This is a genomic window from Acidovorax sp. FW305-C-20-28 (genome assembly GCF_058783375.1).
Genome location: NZ_JBYSYM010000002.1, coordinates 198125 through 215589 on the forward strand (window position 1 = coordinate 198125; position 17465 = coordinate 215589).

General features: G+C 66.8%; 15 protein-coding genes. 11 read left to right on the top strand and 4 right to left on the bottom strand.

Features of this window, described 5'->3' with window-relative positions; genetic code table 11:
• The first annotated feature begins 209 nt into the window (after positions 1-209).
• The 9 genes from AC3WOH_RS04230 to AC3WOH_RS04270 all read left to right on the top strand — a co-directional run bounded on the left by AC3WOH_RS04230 (position 210) and on the right by AC3WOH_RS04270 (position 10347).
• A complete protein-coding gene (locus AC3WOH_RS04230; protein ID WP_492228154.1) occupies positions 210-944 on the top strand; it encodes a TetR/AcrR family transcriptional regulator in 735 nt (244 codons plus the stop codon).
• Between the two features lie 4 nt (positions 945-948).
• Positions 949-2745: an acyl-CoA dehydrogenase C-terminal domain-containing protein gene (locus AC3WOH_RS04235; protein ID WP_492228155.1), complete on the top strand. Its 1797-nt coding sequence runs from the start codon at positions 949-951 to the stop codon at positions 2743-2745.
• A 47-nt stretch (positions 2746-2792) separates the two neighbouring features.
• Entirely contained in the window at positions 2793-3233 is a 441-nt protein-coding gene (locus tag AC3WOH_RS04240; protein WP_492228156.1) for a DUF2147 domain-containing protein, read from the top strand.
• A gap of 92 nt (positions 3234-3325) precedes the next feature.
• Positions 3326-5749 carry a 3-hydroxyacyl-CoA dehydrogenase/enoyl-CoA hydratase family protein gene (locus AC3WOH_RS04245; RefSeq protein ID WP_492228157.1) on the top strand — a complete coding sequence of 808 codons (2424 nt, stop codon included), beginning with the start codon at positions 3326-3328 and terminating at the stop codon, positions 5747-5749.
• A gap of 25 nt (positions 5750-5774) precedes the next feature.
• Positions 5775-6290 (top strand): DUF4442 domain-containing protein, encoded by a 516-nt coding sequence (locus tag AC3WOH_RS04250; RefSeq protein ID WP_492228158.1) that lies wholly within the window; start codon positions 5775-5777, stop codon positions 6288-6290.
• 14 nt (positions 6291-6304) lie between these two features.
• Positions 6305-7504: an acetyl-CoA C-acyltransferase gene (locus AC3WOH_RS04255; RefSeq protein WP_492228159.1), complete on the top strand. Its 1200-nt coding sequence runs from the start codon at positions 6305-6307 to the stop codon at positions 7502-7504.
• 198 nt (positions 7505-7702) lie between these two features.
• On the top strand, positions 7703-8599 hold the full coding sequence (locus AC3WOH_RS04260) for an alpha/beta hydrolase family protein (protein ID WP_492228160.1): 897 nt from the start codon (positions 7703-7705) through the stop codon (positions 8597-8599).
• Positions 8600-8629: 30 nt separating this feature from the next.
• The gene (locus AC3WOH_RS04265) at positions 8630-9475 is read left to right on the top strand and encodes an acyl-CoA thioesterase (RefSeq protein WP_492228161.1); all 846 of its coding nucleotides are present in this window, start codon (positions 8630-8632) and stop codon (positions 9473-9475) included.
• 86 nt (positions 9476-9561) lie between these two features.
• On the top strand, positions 9562-10347 hold the full coding sequence (locus tag AC3WOH_RS04270) for an enoyl-CoA hydratase (RefSeq protein WP_492228162.1): 786 nt from the start codon (positions 9562-9564) through the stop codon (positions 10345-10347).
• A gap of 810 nt (positions 10348-11157) precedes the next feature.
• On the opposite strand, the gene AC3WOH_RS04275 is transcribed toward AC3WOH_RS04270, so the two are convergent.
• A complete protein-coding gene (locus tag AC3WOH_RS04275; RefSeq protein WP_492228163.1) occupies positions 11158-13320 on the bottom strand; it encodes a 3-hydroxyacyl-CoA dehydrogenase NAD-binding domain-containing protein in 2163 nt (720 codons plus the stop codon).
• Positions 13321-13333: 13 nt separating this feature from the next.
• Complete coding sequence (locus tag AC3WOH_RS04280; protein WP_492228164.1) at positions 13334-14539, bottom strand: acetyl-CoA C-acetyltransferase; 1206 nt, start codon at positions 14537-14539, stop codon at positions 13334-13336.
• Between the two features lie 215 nt (positions 14540-14754).
• Between AC3WOH_RS04280 and AC3WOH_RS04285 the strand changes: the two genes are divergently transcribed.
• A complete protein-coding gene (locus AC3WOH_RS04285) occupies positions 14755-15042 on the top strand; it encodes a hypothetical protein (RefSeq protein ID WP_492228165.1) in 288 nt (95 codons plus the stop codon).
• An 84-nt stretch (positions 15043-15126) separates the two neighbouring features.
• Here AC3WOH_RS04285 and AC3WOH_RS04290 read toward each other — a convergent pair whose 3' ends face one another.
• Entirely contained in the window at positions 15127-15759 is a 633-nt protein-coding gene (locus tag AC3WOH_RS04290; protein ID WP_492228166.1) for an outer membrane beta-barrel protein, read from the bottom strand.
• 199 nt (positions 15760-15958) lie between these two features.
• On the opposite strand from AC3WOH_RS04290, the gene AC3WOH_RS04295 reads away from it, so the two are divergent.
• Entirely contained in the window at positions 15959-16264 is a 306-nt protein-coding gene (locus AC3WOH_RS04295; RefSeq protein ID WP_492228167.1) for a hypothetical protein, read from the top strand.
• An 11-nt stretch (positions 16265-16275) separates the two neighbouring features.
• On the opposite strand, the gene AC3WOH_RS04300 is transcribed toward AC3WOH_RS04295, so the two are convergent.
• On the bottom strand, positions 16276-17439 hold the full coding sequence (locus AC3WOH_RS04300; RefSeq protein ID WP_492228168.1) for an acyl-CoA dehydrogenase family protein: 1164 nt from the start codon (positions 17437-17439) through the stop codon (positions 16276-16278).
• Positions 17440-17465: the final 26 nt, after the last annotated feature.

Consider the following 17465-nt stretch of genomic DNA (forward strand, 5'->3'; position numbering starts at 1 on the left):
GCGATCCCCTGTGGGATCGCAAACAGGTTCCGAGCCGCCCTCGCACTGTGGGCCGCCCGGGGCCGCCAGTCCTTCGCACGCCTGCGCGCCGCCGCGGGTCGCTGCCGTGCAACAAAGTTTTGGTACGGTCTCCCTATTTTTGGAGAGGCTTTTGGTGCCGGGGCAAATTTGCTGCAGAATAGTACGAACGTTCGTTTTTATTTGCACGCATGCCCGCCACCTCCGACTCTACCCCGGTCACCCGCATCCCGCGTGCGCGCAGCGGCACGGGCCGCGCCCTGCAAAAAGGCCAGCAGACCAAGGCGGTCATCGTCGAGGCGGCGCTCGGCCTGGCCACGCACATCGGGCTCGAAGGCCTGTCCATCGGTGCCCTGGCCGACGTCACAGGCATGAGCAAGTCGGGCGTGTTCGCCCACTTCGGCTCGCGCGAGGAACTGCAGATCTCCGTGATCCGCGAATACCACACCCGCTTCGAGCAGGAAGTGTTCTACCCCGCCATGGCCGCCCCGCGCGGCGTGGCCCGCTTGAGTGCGCTGTTCGACAACTGGATGAAGCGCACCTCGATCGAGATCGACTCGGGCTGCATCTACATCAGCGGTGCCGTCGAGTTCGACGACCGCAACGGCCCGGTGCGCGACGCGCTGGCCAGCTCGGTGCTCACCTGGCTGGCTGCCATGCGCCGCGCCATCGAGCAGTGCGCGGAGTGCGGTGAGCTGCGCGCCGACACCAATGCCGACCAGATGCTCTTCGAGATCCATGGCCTGATCCTGGCGCTGCACTACGAGGCGCGTTTCCTGCGCACACCCGGCTCCATGGCGCGTTCCGTCACGGGCTTTCAGAACATCCTGGCGCGCTACAGCGCTCCAGCCACCCCGGTGGCAACAGCTGCACCCGCTGCTGCACGCCGCAAAGTTTCCAACCAAACCACCATCCCCAAGGAGTAACCCCATGCCCAGCTATACGCCGCCCCTGCGCGACATGCAATTCGTCATGCACGAAGTGCTCAAGGTCAGCGACGAATTCAAGGCCCTGCCGGCGCATGCCGAAGTGGATGTGGACACCATCAACGCGGTGATCGAAGAGGCCGGCAAGTTCGCGGCCGAAGTCACCTTCCCGCTCAACATCAGCGGCGACACCGAAGGCTGCGTGCTGGACAAGGCGACCCACGAAGTGAAGCCCCCCAAGGGCTTCAAGGAAGCCTATGCCAAGTACGTCGAAGGTGGCTGGGCAGCGCTCTCCTGCGACCCTGCCTACGGCGGCCAGGGCCTGCCGTTCGTGCTCAACCAGTGCCTGTACGAGATGATGAACTCGGCCAACCAGGCCTGGACCATGTACCCCGGCCTGTCGCACGGCGCTTACGAAGCCCTGCACGCCCATGGCACCGAAGAGCAGAAGTCTTTGTACCTGCCCAAGCTGACCAGCGGCGAGTGGACCGGCACCATGTGCCTGACCGAACCCCATTGCGGTACCGACCTGGGCCTGCTGCGCACCAAGGCCGAACCCCAGGGCGACGGCACCTACAAGATCACCGGCAACAAGATCTTCATCTCGGCCGGCGAGCACGACATGGCCGCCAACATCGTCCACCTGGTGCTGGCCCGCCTGCCCGATGCGCCCAAGGGCAGCAAGGGCATCAGCCTGTTCGTCGTGCCCAAGTTCAACATCAAGGCCGATGGTTCGCTGGGCGATCGCAACCCGATCTACTGCACGGGCCTGGAGCACAAGATGGGCATCCACGGCAACGCCACTGCGCAGATCGCCATCGACGGCGCCGTCGGCACCCTGGTGGGCCAACCGCACAAGGGCCTGGCCGCCATGTTCGTGATGATGAACGCTGCCCGCCTGGGCGTGGGCAACCAGTCGCTGGGCCTGACCGAAGTGGCCTACCAGAATGCCCTGGCCTACGCCAAGGACCGCATCCAGATGCGCAGCCTGTCGGGCACCAAGGCCAAGGACAAGGAAGCCGACCCCATCATCGTGCACCCCGATGTGCGCAAGATGCTGCTCACCGCCAAGGCCTATGCCGAAGGCGGCCGTGCCCTGCAGATCTTCTGCACGCTGCTGCTGGACAAGGCCCACGGCCACGCCGATGAGAAGGTGCGCAAGGACTCCGAGGAACTCGTCGCCCTGCTGACCCCCATCGTGAAGGCCTTCATTACCGACAACGGCCACATCGCCACCAACGCGTGCATGCAGGTCTTCGGCGGCCACGGCTTCATCAAGGAATGGGGCATGGAGCAGTACGTGCGCGACAACCGCATCAACATGATCTACGAAGGCACGAACACCGTGCAGTCGCTGGACCTGCTGGGCCGCAAGATCCTGGGCAACAACGGCGCCACGCTCAAGAAGTTCGGCAAGCTGGTGGGCAAGCTGATCGAGGAAGAAGGCGTCAACGAGAAGATGGCCGAGTTCATCAACCCCGTCGCCTACCTGGCCGACCAGATGACCAAGTTCACCACCGAGATCGGCTTCAAGGGCCTGCAGAACCCCGACGAAGTGGGCGCCGCTGCCGTGGACTACCTGCGCGTGGCCGGCCACCTGGTGTTCGGCTACCTGTTCGCCCGCATGGCCCAGGTGGCCCTGCGCGAAATCGCGGCCGGCAACACCGACCCGTTCTACCAGGCCAAGCTGCAGACGGCGCGCTTCTACTTCGCCAAGCTCTTCCCCGAGACCGCGACGCTGATGCGCACGGCCCGTGCCGGCAGCAAGGTGCTGATGGACACCGACCTGGCCCTGGCCTGATCGGCAGCCCCACCCGCGGATTTCGACCTCTCAGCCGGAGCAGCACCATGGTCAAGACAGCAACAGCAGTTCTCATGTTGGCCGCAGCGGCGGCACCGGCCTGGGCGCAGATGACGCCCGAGGGCCTGTGGCGCAACGTCGACGACAAGACCGGCGAGGCCAAGGCCGAGATCCGCATCCGCGATGCCGGTGGCGGTGCCCTGACCGGCGTGCTCGAAAAGCGCCTGTCCAAGGACGCCAAGCCCGACGAGGTGTGCGGCGAGTGCAGCGATGACCGCAAGGGCAAGCCGCTGGTGGGCCTGGAGCTGATCCGCGGCGCCAAGAAGGCTGAAGGCAAGGATGTGTGGGAGGGCGGCAAGATCCTCGATCCCGAGAACGGCCGCAACTACACGCTGCGCATGACGCCCATCGAGGGCGGCAAGAAGCTCGAGGTGCGCGGCTCCATCGGCCCCTTCGGCCGCACGCAGACCTGGGTGCGGGTGCAGTAAGAGACCAAGACAACCGCATGCGCCACGGGCTCGCCGGGTGCAGGCAACAACGAGGGCAGGGCGCTGCCGTCGCCCTCATGGAGAAAACACCGATGTCAAGATTCCAAGTGAAGAAAGTCGCCGTGCTCGGCGCGGGCGTGATGGGCGCGCAGATCGCTGCGCACCTGGTCAACGTCAAGGTGCCCGTGGTGCTGTTCGACCTGCCGGCCAAGGAAGGCCCGAAGAACGGCATCGTCACCAAGGCCGTCGAAGGCCTCAAGAAGCTCAAGCCCTCGCCGCTGGGCGTGGCGGACGACGCGGCCCTGATCGGCCAGGCCAACTACGAAGAGCACCTGGAACAGCTGCGCGACTGCGACCTCATCATCGAGGCCATCGCCGAGCGCATGGACTGGAAGCTCGACCTGTACAAGAAGATCGCGCCCTTCGTCGCACCGCATGCCATCGTGGCATCGAACACCTCGGGCCTGTCGATCACCAAGCTCTCCGAAGCGCTGCCCGAGAGCATCAAGCCGCGCTTCTGCGGCATCCACTTCTTCAACCCGCCGCGCTACATGGTGCTGGTGGAACTGATCAACACGCCCACCACCTCGCCCGAGGTGCTGGACCAGCTCGAAGCCTTTGTCACCAGCGGCCTGGGCAAGGGCGTGGTGCGTGCGCACGACACGCCCAACTTCGTCGCCAACCGCGTGGGCATCGCCGGCATGCTGGCGACCATGAAGGAAGTCGAGAACTTCGGCCTGTCTTTCGACGTGGTGGACGACCTCACGGGCAAGAAGCTCGGCCGTGCTTCGAGCGGCACCTTCCGCACTGCTGACGTGGTGGGCCTCGACACCATGGCCCACGTCATCAAGACGCTGCAGGACAACCTGGACGAGAAGAGCGACCCGTTCTACGCCAGCTTCGGCACGCCCGCCGTGCTCAAGAAGCTGCTGGAACTGGGCAACCTGGGCCAGAAGGCCAAGGCCGGTTTCTACAAGAAGGTCGGCCGCGACGTGTTGCGCTTCGACCTGGAAAGCGAAGAGTACGTGCCCGGTGGCCAGAAGGCCGACGAGGTGTACGGCCGCATGCTCAAGAAGCCCGCCGCCGAGCGCCTGCGCCTGCTGCGCAATTCCGAAGGCGCGCAAGGCCGCTTCCTCTGGGCCATCCTGCGCAACAGCTTCCACTACGCCGCCGTGCACCTGGCCACCATTGCCGACAACGCACGCGATGTGGACCAGGCCATGCGCTGGGGCTTCGGCATGAAGCAGGGCCCCTTCGAGCTGTGGCAGGAAGCCGGCTGGCTCGACGTGGCCAAGATGATCCAGGAAGACATCGATGCCGGCAAGGCCCTCTCCAAGGCGCCGCTGCCCGAGTGGGTGTTCAAGGGCCCCGTGGCCGAAGCCGGTGGCGTGCACACCGCACAGGGTTCGTGGAGCGCATCGGCACAGAAATTCATCGCCCGCCGTGCCCTGCCCGTGTACGAGCGCCAGCACTTCCCCGAGAAGCTGCTGGGCGAGACCTCGCTGCCCGAATTCACCACCGCCGGCACCACGCTGCACGAGGATGACTCCATCCGCGTGTGGACGCTGGAGGGTGCGGACCGCGCTCCCGGCACCGGCGTCGTGATCGCCAGCATCAAGACCAAGATGCATGCCATCAGCCCCGACGTGGCCGAAGGCCTCACGCTGGCCGTGGACCTGGCCGAGAAGGACTACGAAGGCATGGTGATCTGGTCGGGCGACGAGCCCTTCAGCGCCGGCGCCGACCTGCAGGCCATGCTGCCCGCCTTCATGGTGGCCGGCGTGAGCGCCATAGAAGGGGCCGAGGCCGAACTGCAGAACACCATGCTGCGCATCCGCTACGCCAACGTGCCGGTGGTCGCTGCCGTGCGCGGCCTGGCCCTGGGCGGTGGTTGCGAGCTGGCCGTGCACTCGGCCCGCCGCGTGGTGCACATGGAAAGCTACATCGGCCTGGTGGAAGTCGGCGTGGGCCTGGTGCCCGGTGCCGGTGGCCTGACCTACATCGCCCGCCGCGCGGCCGAGAACGCCGCCACCTCCACGGGCAAGGACATCCTGCCCTTCCTGACCGAGGGCTTCACGGCCGCAGCGATGGCCAAGGTGGGCACCAGCGCACTGGAATCGCGCAAGCTTGGCTATGTGCTGGAGAGCGACGTGATCGTGCCGCACAAGGACGAGCTGCTCTACGTGGCCATCAACGAGGCCAAATCCCTGGCCAAGGGCGGCTGGCGTGCGCCCGCCAAGCGTTTGTTCCCGGTGGCGGGCCGCAGCGGCATCGCCACCATCAAGGGCTCGCTGGTCAACATGCGCGACGGCGGCTTCATCAGCCAGCACGACTTCCACATCGCCGGCCTGATCGCCGAAGTGGTTTGCGGCGGTGATGTGGATGCCGGCACCCTGGTGAGCGAGGAGTACCTGATGACGCTGGAGCGCAAGGCGTTCTGCGCCCTCATCGAGCACCCCAAGACGCAGGAGCGCATCCTGGGCATGCTGTCCACCGGCAAGCCCGTGCGCAACTGACCGAGCCCTTGCTGTTGTGTCCACCATGAGCGAAACCACCCGCCCGCCGAACAAGCTGCAGCGCTCGCTGATGCGGCTGGACGAAGCCCCGGCCTTCATGCGCGGCTTCGTGCAGAACATCATCCTGCGCCGCGCCGTGCCCTTCACGGGCACGGCCGGGGTGCGGTTCGTGTCGCTCACGCCCGGCCGCGTGGAAGTGCATCTGGCCAACGAGCACCGCGTGCAGAACCACATCGGCGGCGTGCACGCCTCGGCCATGAATCTGCTGGCCGAGACGGCCACCGGCATGGTTGTGGGCATGAACGTGCGCGACGACTGCCTGCCGCTGGCCAAGGAATTCAGCATGGCCTTTCGCAAGCGCGCCACGGGCGGCCTCAAGGCCGTGGCCGTGCTCAGCGCCGAGCAGCAGGCCGCCATGCAGGCCAGCGACAAGGGCGAGGTCCAGGTCACCGTCACCGTGACCGATGAGGCCGGCGCCGAGCCGGTCGAATGTGCATTTACGTGGGCCTGGGTTCCCTCCAGCCGCCCCGCCAAGAATTGAAGGAGTTCACCACCATGGCCAAACAAGTCCAGGAAGCCTACATCGTTGCTGCCACGCGCACGCCCATCGGGCGCTCGCACCGCGGCTTCTTCCGCAACACCCGGCCCGACGACCTGCTGGCGACCACGCTCAAGGCAGCGCTGGCCGCAGCGCCCGGCCTCGATCCCAAGGCCATCGAGGACATCATTTGCGGCTGTGCCATCCCCGAAGCCCAGCAGGGCCTGAACGTGGCGCGCATCGGCGCCGTGCTGGCCGGCCTGCCCACCAGCGTGGGTGGCATCACCGTCAACCGCTTCTGCGCATCGGGCCTGTCGGCCGTGCAGATGGCGGCCGACCGCATCCGTGTCGGTGAAGCCGACGTGATGATCGCGGCTGGCGTGGAAAGCATGAGCATGGTGCCCATGATGGGCAACTCGCCCTCGCTGTCGCCCTCGATCTTCGAGCGCGAAGGCGATGTGGGCATTGCCTACGGCATGGGCCTCACGGCCGAGAAGGTGGCCCAGCAGTGGAAGGTCAGCCGCGATGCGCAGGACCAGTTCGCCCTGCAGTCGCACCAGAAGGCCCTGGCCGCCCAGCAGGCCGGCTACTTTGCCGACGAGATCACGCCCATCGAGGTGACCGACCGCACGGCCAACCTGGAAACCGGGGAATCGATCGCCAAGAGCCGCACCGTGAGCCTGGACGAGGGCGCCCGCCCCGACACCACGCTCGAAGGCCTGGCCAAGCTGAAGACGGTGTTCGCCGCGCGCGGCTCCGTCACCGCCGGCAACAGCTCGCAGACCAGCGACGGCGCGGGCGCGCTGATCCTGGCCAGCGAGTCCGCCGTCAAGCGCTTCGGCCTGACGCCGCTGGCGCGCTTCGTGAGCTATGCGTCCAAGGGCGTGCCGCCGCACATCATGGGCATCGGCCCCATCGAAGCCATTCCTGCGGCCCTGCGCTATGCAGGCCTGAACCAGCAGGACATCGACTGGTTCGAGCTGAACGAAGCCTTTGCCGCGCAGTCGCTGGCGGTGATGAACACGCTGGGCATGGACCCTTCCAAGGTCAACCCCATGGGCGGCGCGATTGCGCTGGGGCACCCGCTGGGTGCGACGGGTGCGATCCGTTCGGCGACGGTGGTGCATGCGCTCAAGCGCAACAAGCTCAAGTACGGCATGGTCACGATGTGCGTAGGCATGGGCCAAGGCGCCGCCGGCATCTTTGAGGCGGTGTAAGGCTACCGAGCGGGCGATCTGCGTCGTTGGGCGGTGCTCGGAATCCTCACGTACAGGAAGTACGTTCCGGTTCCTGCGCTCCGTCCGCCTAGCAGCTCATCCCGCTCGCTACTCCCTTGAGGGCGGGGTATGAAAACCCAAAGCGTTTGAAGTGTTTTCCATTGAACCGGCGCAGATCGGCTTTTACAGGAGACGAACATGGATAAGCAGACTTTGCAGGTGACGGATGCGGTGTCGTTGGCGCTGCGCGTGTATGAGCCTGAAGGTGGTGCGGGCGCTGCGCGCGCCAGCGTCGTCATCGGCGGGGCCATGGGGGTGCGGCAGGCGTTCTACGAAGCGTTTGCGCGCTGGCTGGCGCAGCAGGGGTTTCGGGTCACGACGTTCGACTACCGCGGGCAGGGGGATTCGCTGCAAGGCCCGATGCGGGCCGTGAAGGCGGATCTGTTCGATTGGGCGCAGGACTACGAGGCTGTGATCACCGGCGCCAAGGCCGCGCTGCCGGCGCAGCCGCTGTACCTGCTGGGGCACAGCCTGGGGGCCCAACTGCCGGGGCTGTTGCGCAACCCGGCGCAGGTCGACGGGCTGCTGAGCGTGGCGGCGGGCAGCGGCTACTGGCGCGACAACGCGCCCCAACTCAAGCGCATGGTGCCGTATTTCTGGTGGGTGCTGGTGCCGCTGGCCACGCGGCTGTGCGGGTACTTCCCGGGGCGGGCACTCAAGAAGGTGGGCGACCTGCCGGCAGGGGTGATCCTGCAGTGGCGCCGCTGGTGCCTCTCCCCCACCTACAGCGTGGGCGCCGAGGGCGCGGCGGCCGCGCAAAGCTATGGCGCGGTGCGCTTTCCGGTGCTGGCACTGTCGATGAGCGACGACGAGCTCATGACCCTGCGCGGCACGCACAACCTGGTCAACCTGTACACCAACACCGAGCGCCGGGTGGAGCGCATCACGCCGGCCGATGTGCAGGCACGCCGCATCGGGCACTTCGGCTTTTTCCGTGACCAGTTCCAGCAGAGCCTGTGGCCGCGCGCGGTGGAGGCGCTGGCCGGGCTGGGCCGTGGACCCGGTACGGCGACAGTCACCGGCACGACGGCCTGAGCCCGTGTTTCGCGGCACACTCTGAGCCCTATGACCACGCCCCGTTCTCCTTCTTCCGCCCATCCTCTGGACGAGGCCCTGCAGCTGGCCGCCGTGCCCGGTGCACCAGGCCAGTACCAGGGGCAGACCCATCCCGGTTACTGGAACATGGTGGGGCCGTTCGGCGGCGTGACGGCTGCCACCTTGCTGCAGGCCATCCTGCAGCACCCGGACCGGCTGGGCGACCCGCTGTCGCTCACCGTCAACTATGCAGGGGCTCTAGTGGAGGGCGCTTTCACCATCCAGGCCGTGCCTGTGCGCACCAACCGCTCCACGCAGCATTGGACGCTGTCCATCCTGCAGGCCGATGCCGAAGGCGCACCCGTGGTCACCACCACCGGCACCGCGGTGACCGCCGTGCGCCGCGAGACCTGGAGCGTGGGCGACATGCCCATGCCCGAGGTCACGCCGCCTGCCGCACTGGAGCCGATTGCACGGCAAGGCGTGGAGTGGATCAACCGCTATGAAATGCGCCCCTTGAAGGGCCCCATCCCCAACACCTGGGATGGCACTGGCGACCACAGCACCACCCAGTTGTGGATGCGCGATACACCGCCACGGCCGCTGGATTTCCTGTCACTCACCGCGCTGGCCGATGTGTTCTACCCCCGCGTCTGGCTGCGCCGTGCGCGCCGCGTGCCGGCCGGCACGGTGTCCATCACCGTGTACTTCCATGCCAGTGCCGAGCAGCTTCGCGCCACCGGTACCGGCCACCTGCTGGGCCAGGCGCGCGGCCAGGAGTTCCGCAACGGCTTCTTCGACCAGACCGCCCAGCTGTGGAACGAGGCCGGCACCATGCTGGCCACCAGCCACCAGATCGTCTATTACAAGGAATGACGGACTGCATGCAGGCGTTGGGTATCCTCCATCGCTCTGCTGTCCGACGTTGACCGTCGCCATCACCGAAACTGAGATCTTTAGCCATGACCGAAGCCACAACCACCACCCAAGACATCCTTGTCCACACCGAAGCCGGTGTCACCACCATCACCTTCAACCGGGTGGACAAGAAGAACTCCATCACGACCACCATGTACGCGGCCATGGCCGATGCACTGGCCGCCGCCGCAGCCGATGTGGCCGTGCGCGTGGTGGTGTTCCAGGGCGACGTGGCGATCTTCAGTGCCGGCAATGACATCGGCGACTTTTTGCAGCAACCGCCCGCCACGCAGGATTCGCCGGTGTTCCGTTTCCTGCACGGCATTGCGGCCTTCCCCAAGCCCATCATCGCGTCCGTCTGCGGCCCGGCCGTGGGCATCGGTACCACCCTGCTGTTCCACTGCGACCTGGTCTATGCCGGCGACAACGCGGCGTTCTCCATGCCCTTTGTGAACCTGGGCCTGTGCCCCGAGGCGGCTTCCAGCCTGCTGGTTCCGCAGATGATGGGCTACCACCGCGCGGCCGAGGCCCTGCTGCTGGGCGAGCCCTTCATGGCCGAGGCGGCGCTGGAAGTGGGCCTGGTGAATCGCGTGGTGCCACCGACCGAGTGCAATGGTGTGGCGCAGGCGCAGGCCAAGAAGCTGGCGGCCAAGCCCTTGTCGGCCTTGATCGAAACCAAGCGGCTGATGAAGAAGGGGCAGACGCAGCCGGTGCTGGAGCGGATGGGCGAGGAGGGCGCGAGCTTTGGGCGCATGCTGCGCGAGCCGGCTGCGCGCGAGGCGTTTTCTGCGTTCATGGAGAAGCGCAAGCCTGACTTCAGCAAGGTTTGATTCCCTGAGATTGATTGCTTTTTCGTGGTCACCGATGTGATGGTGACCTCGTGCCTTGTTGGAGGGCGGGAGCCGGGATGTGCGCCCGGCGGCGCAGTAACTTTCTCTTGGGCCGCCAAGAGAAAGTCACCAAAGAGAAGGCGGCCCCCAGTCTGCGTCCCTCCGCTTCGCTGCGGGCAACCTGCGATGCTCGGTCCTGGGGTGGCGTCGCGGAACTCGCTGCGTTCTTCGAACTCCGCTCAAACATCCGCGACGAGTCAGATCACGAAGTGCGTGTGTCCTTCGGCACACGCACCCACCCCAGGCCCTGCGCTTCTCGGCGCAGCCAGAAGGGGTGGGGAGCGGGGTCAAGGACGGCTGCTGCTATCGCAGCTACGCCTGGGGTCGGTTACGCGCTGCGCGCTGCCGACGGTTTGGGCGTGATCGCCCTGGCGAGCCGAGCGCAGCGAAGGACCACGCAGCCGAGCGAAGCGATGGCCCGTGTGGGTATCCACCCCCTTCTGACCGTGCCGAGAAGCGCAGGGCCTGGGGTGAGCGCGTGCCAAAGGACACGCGCATCGTTGTCTGACTCACCGTGGATGTTTGAGCGAAGTTCACCCGCAGGGGGAACGCAGCGAGTTCCACGGTGCACCCCAGGCACGAGCATCGCAGGTTGCCCGTAGCGAAGCGAAGGGACACGGGCAGCGGGGCGCTGTTTCTTTGCCTACTTTCTTTTTGCGCAAAAAGAAAGTAGGTGCGCCGCCGGGCGCACATCCCGGCTCCCGCCCCTCAATCAAGCAAGTTGATCGACTGGCCGACTGCACGCAGCACTCAGTACCGAGGCTGAAACCGCGCAATGGCCTCACGCGCCGCAGTATCCAGCGCAAACCCCGTCCCAAACCTCTGCGCCAACTCATCCGCCCGCGCAAGGAAGGCCTCCACCCCGGTTCCATAGATGAACTGCATCGCCCCCCCAGTCCAAGCCGGAAACCCGATCCCGAAGATCGACCCGATGTTCGCATCGTGCACGCTCGTGAGCACCCCCTCCGCCAGGCAGCGCGCCGTCTCCACCGCCTGCCGGTACAGCAAGCGGTCCTGGATCTCCTGCACGCTCAGGGCGCTGGAAGTGTCGGCAGGGCGTCCGAACAGCGACGGCAGCTGAGTCCACAACTGTTTCTTGCCACCTGCGGGATAGTCATAGAACCCGCCTCCACCCGCCCGGCCCGGGCGCTTGAGCTCCTTGACCATGCGCTCCACGAGCAGCTCGCCGGGCGTCGCCAGGTAGGTGCGCCCCTCCGCCGCATAGTCGGCACGCGTCTGGTCGAGCACATGCACGCTCAGGGTCAGTGCCGTCTCGTCGAGCACGGCCAGCGGCCCCACGGGCATGCCAGCCTGCATGGCGGCGTTCTCGATCAGTGCGGCGGGCACGCCCTCGCCGAGCAGGGCGGCGCCCTCCATCACATAGGTGCCGAAGGTGCGGCTGGTATAGAAACCGCGCGAGTCGTTGACCACGATGGGCACCTTGCCCAGGGCCTGTACATAGTCAAACGCGCGCGCCACGGTCTCGTCGTCCGTGGCCTGGCCGCGGATGATCTCCACCAGCTTCATCTTGTCCACCGGGCTGAAGAAGTGGATGCCCACAAACTTCTCGGGCCGGCGGCTGGCCTGCGCCAGGCCGCTGATGGGCAGGGTGGAAGTGTTGCTGGCAAAGAAGCCACCCTCGGCCAACTGGGGCTCGGCTTCGCGCGTCACGCTCGCCTTGAGCTCGCGGTTCTCGAACACGGCCTCGATCACCAGGTCGCAGCCGGCCAGGTCGGCGGCATCGGCTGTCGCCTTGATTCTTTCGAGCAGCGCCTGCTGCACGGCCGGCTCCATGCGGCCCTTGTCCACACGTGCCTGCGCGAGCTTGGCGCTGTAGGCCTTGCCGGCCTCGGCCTTCTCCGCGCTCACGTCCTTGAGCACGGTGGCGATGCCCTTGCTGGCCTGGGCCCAGGCAATCCCCGCGCCCATCATGCCGGCGCCCAGGATGCCGACCTTCTGCGGCTTGTAGCGCGGAGAGCTGCCGGGGCGCGACTGGCCGCTCTTGATCGCATTCATGTCGAAGAAGAACGTGTTGATCATGTTGCGCGCCACGGGGCCGGTCATCAAGCGGGCCAGGTAGCGGCTTTCGATGCGCAGCGCGGTGTCGTAGTCGACGGTGGCGCCTTCGACCATGGTGGCCAGGATGGCTTCGGGCGCCGGGTAACGGCCACGCGTGGTCTTCTTGAGAATGGCAGGCGCCACGCTCAGCGCACCGGCCACCTTGGGGTTGGCGGGCGTGCCGCCGGGCATCTTGTGGTTCTCGTCGTCCCAGGGCTGCACCGAGTGCGGGTGGGTGGCGATGCGCGCCAGCGCGGCGGGCAACAGTTGCTCGGGCGTGGCCACCAGTTCGTGCACCAGCTGCAGCTCCAGCGCCTCGCGCGGGTTGAACAGCTGGCCTTCGAGCAGGTAGGGCTGCGCGCCCATCAGGCCGAGCAGGCGTGTCATCTTGGTGATGCCGGTGGCGCCGGGCATCAGGCCCAGGGTCACCTCGGGCAGGCCGAACTGGATGCGTGCATTGTCCACGGCGATGCGGTAGTGCCCTACCAGCGCCACTTCCCAGCCGCCACCCAGCGCCGTGCCGTTGAGGCAACTGACCACGGGAATGCCCAGCGTCTCCAGCGTACGAAAGTGCTTTTTCATGCGCTCGATCTCGCCGAAGGCGGTAGGCGCATCGGCCGGCGTGAGCCGTATCGTGGCCTTGAGGTCGGCCCCGGCGAAGAAGCTGGTCTTGGCCGATGCCAGCACCACGCCCTTGAGCTGGGCGCGGTCGGCCAGCACGCGCGCCGTGGCCTCGCCCAGATCGGCCTGCCACTGGCGGCACATGGTGTTGACGCTGGAGCCGGGCTCATCGAAGGTGATCAGCGCGACCTTGCCGTCGGCGGCATCGAGGAGTTCATAGCGGATGGTCTGCATTGTGGGGTCCTTCCTAGACGCGTTCGACGATGGTGGCGATGCCCATGCCGCCGCCCACGCACAAGGTCGCCAGGCCGTAGCGCAGCTGCTGGCGGTGCAGCTCGTCGATCAGCGTGCCCAGGATCATGGCGCCCGTGGCGCCCAGCGGGTGGCCCAGGGCAATGGCGCCGCCGTTGACGTTGACCTTCTCGTGCGGCACCCCCAGCTCGCGCATGAAGCGCATGGGCACGGCAGCAAAGGCCTCGTTCACCTCGAACAGGTCGATCTGCTCGATGGACAGCCCCGCCTTGGCCAGTGCCTTGCGCGCGGCGGGCACGGGGCCGGTGAGCATGATGGTCGGATCGGCCCCGCTCAGCGCCGTGGCCACGACGCGGGCGCGCGGCGTGAGGCCGTGCGCCGCTGCGGCTGCTTCGTTGCCGATCAGCACGGCCGCTGCTCCGTCGACGATGCCCGAGGCATTGCCCGCATGGTGCACGTGGTGGATGCGCTCCACCTGCGGGTAGCGCTGCAGCGCCACGGCGTCGAAGCCCATGCCGCCCAGTTGCTCGAACGAGGGCTTGAGCGCCGCTAGGCCTTCCAGCGTGGTCTGGGGCTTGATGAACTCGTCTTCCTCCAGGATGGGCAGGCCCAGGAAGTCCTGCACGGGAACGACCGACTGCTTGAAATGGCCGGCCGCGCGCGCAGCGGCGGCGCGGCGCTGCGATTCGACCGCATAGGCGTCGACGTCGGAGCGCGTGAAGCCGTCCAGCGTGGCGATCAGGTCTGCGCCGATGCCCTGGGGCACGAACAGCGTGGCCGAGTTGGTGTCCGGGTCCTGTGCCCAAGCGCCGCCGTCCGAGCCGATGGGCACGCGGCTCATGCTTTCCACGCCGCCGGCCACGACCAGGTCTTCCCAGCCCGAGCGCACTTTCTGCGCCGCCAGGTTCACCGCCTCCAGGCCCGAGGCGCAGAAGCGGTTGACCTGCACGCCCGACGCGCGGAAGTCCCAGCCCGCCTTGAGCGCCGCCACCTTGGGCAGCACCGAGCCCTGCTCGCCCACGGGCGAGACGATGCCCATGACGATGTCGTCCACGGCGGCGGTGTCGAAGCGGTGGCGCCGCTGCAGCTCGGTCAGCAGGCCGGTGAGCAGGCTGATGGGCTTGACCTCGTGCAGGCTGCCGTCCTTCTTGCCCTTGCCCCGCGGCGTGCGGATGGCATCGAACACATAGGCTTGTGTCATGGCGTGTCTCCAGTTATCGCTGCAGTATAGGGCGGTGCGGCTTTATGCAGATCATCTGCTTTGTATAAATGGTGACACGGAGGAGCTGGTATCCCCCCTGGCTGTAGGAACAGGATGGCAGGGGCTGGCTGGTTTGGCTGACGGCGGTCCTGCGCCAGGACTTCGAGACTCATCTCCCAGCCCCTTGTCCATCCTCTCTTCCATCCAGGTGAACCATGAGCAGCAGCACCCAGCGTCGCGAAGCAGATCCGCCGGCCAGCCACCATTCCGCGCCGCAACCGCCGCAGGCCGGGCATGGGGCCTTGGACAAGGAGGGGATCCGCTACATCGCCGCGTGCCTGCTCGCGGTACTGGGGGTCGTCTGGCTGCTGGGGCCGTTCATGGGCATGGCGGCCCTCATCGTGCTGGCGACGCTGTATTTCGTCTGGCGTGAACCCGTCGCGTCCCATGGCCTTGCGTTGCGCTGGGACGAGCACTACGAACAGCCAGGTCGCGTGCAATAGGGCGAGGAGGTAGACGGTTGCCGAAGCTGGCCCGGCGCCATGCTGCTGGCGCTGCCGGGGGCCCGCAGCCCCGGTCGTTCTGCCTCAGAACCGGTAGCGCACGCCCACGGTGGCCATGTCGGCGGGCGCCGTATCGTCCGCGAAGTGCAGGCGGTGGCGCTCCCACTCCAGCACGGCGGCGATATTGGGCGTGAAGCCCCAGCTGGCGCCCACGCCGAAAGACAGGCCCATGCCGCTGTCCCTGCCGGTACGCAGCCCATAGACCGGCTGGGCGGAGGTCACCGTGCGGCTGTAGGTGGTACCGGCCTTGGCAAACAGCTCCAGACGATCGCCGATGGGCGCGCGCCCGACCAGGCTCAGGTTGACACCCTGGGCCTTGGTCCTGCCATCCAGCCGGTACGAGCGGCCGAAATCGAGGTAACCCAGTTCGACGCCGAAGTTGCGGTGAAAGTATCCACCGGTGCTGAGCTTCCAGGCGGTGTCTCTATCGTCGTAAGCCAGTCCGGAGGGTCCGGAATACAGGTCGTACCGGGAACGCCCGCCTGACAGGCCGACGTAGCCGGCCTGGGTAAAGGGCAGGATCGACTTCGACGAGGATGGAGAGGCATCGGCCGGCGCCTGCGCCCGCGCGATGCCGCATACCACGCCGAAGAGGGCGCCGCCGACAGCGGCGATGAGCCAGGGGGAAGTGCTGCTGCTGCGCCGTGCATGTCTCATGGAAGTCTCCCAGGATAAGGACACCGTCGTTCCGGCGCCCGCACGCGCAGGCCGCCTGACTTCCAATTTAGGCGGCCGCTCTGTAACAGCGCGTGGGATTTGGTAAGCGGCTTTTGTAGGAATCGGCCTGCAGGGAAATGCGCAGACAGCACGCTATCCTGTACCCTGTGAACAACAGGTTCTCACCGATATCCAGAACATGGCAAAAACCCTTTCCGAATCCCTGCAACGCCTGGCGCGCGACGCCATCGAGTACGACGATGCGCGCGCCGGCTTCTTCCTGGAGCACCACCTGGCACTGGCCGCCGGCGCAGGCTTGGCAGTGTCCGCGCTGATGGCACCCAGCCGCAGTGCCGCGGCCGTGCGCGGCATCGCCGCCGGCGTGCTGCTGGTGCGCGGCCTCAGCGGCAGGGATGGCGTGCGCGACTGGCTGCAGGTGCGCGGCACCGCCCCGGCCCCGCGCAAGCTCAGCCCCGAGGAAATCCGCGAAACCTGGCTGCTCTGACAGGGAAGGGGCTACTTCCCCAGGCCCATGGCGCGGGTGATCACTTCCTTCATGATCTCGTTGGTGCCGCCGTAGATGCGCTGCACCCGGGCATCGGCGTAGGCGCGGGTGATGGGGTATTCCCACATGTAGCCGTAGCCGCCGTGCAGCTGCAAGCACTCGTCCATCACCTTGCACTGCAGGTCGGTCGTCCAGTACTTGGCCATGCTGGCGGTGGCCGTGTCGAGCCGGTCGGCCGCGACCAGCTCGCAGCATTTGTCCACGAAGACGCGCGCCACCTGCACCTCGGTCTGCAGCTCGGCCAGGGTGTAGCGCGTGTTCTGGTAGCTGGCCACGGGCTGGCCGAAGACCTTGCGCTGCTTGACGTAGTCCACCGTCCAGTCGATGGCCGCCTGGGCCGCCGCCACCGCGCTGATGGCGATCTGCATGCGCTCCCAGGGCAACTGCTCCATCAGGCAGATGAAGCCGCGCCCCTCCATGGCGGTGCCGCCCAGCAGGTTCTCGGCCGGCACCTTCACATCGGTGAAGAACAGCTCGGAGGTGTCCTGCGCCTTCATGCCCAGCTTTTTCAGGCGCTGGCCCTTCTCGAAGCCCGGCATGCCGCGCTCCACCAGCAGCAGGCTGGTGCCCTTGGCGCCCGCCGCCGGGTCGGTCTTGGCGACCACGATCACCAGGTCCGCATGCCAGCCGTTGGTGATGAAGGTCTTGCTGCCGTTGAGCACGTAGTGCGAGCCGTCGGCGCTCTTCACGGCCGTGGCCTTGATGCCCTGCAGGTCGCTGCCGGCCGCCGGTTCGCTCATGGCGATGGCGCCCACCATGGCGCCGCTGGCCAGTTGCGGCAGGTAGCGGCGCTTTTGCTCCTCGGTGCCGTAGTGCAGGATGTAGGGGGCCACGATCTCGCTGTGCAGCCCGAAACCCAGGCCGGTGAAGCCCGCATGCGCGATGGCCTCCATCTGCGCCACCGAATACAGCCGGTCGGCGCCCGCACCGCCGTATTCCTCGGGCAGGCTCATGCACAGAAAACCGTTTTCGCCGGCCTTGCTCCATACGGCGCGGTCCACGTAGCCCTGCTCCTCCCAGGCCGCATGGTGGGGCGCCACCTCCTTGTCGAGAAAGCGCGCAAAGCTCTCGGCAAAGGCCTGGTGGTCGGCATTGAAAAGGGTGCGTTCGATCATGGTGTGGGTCTCCGATGTAATTTTGC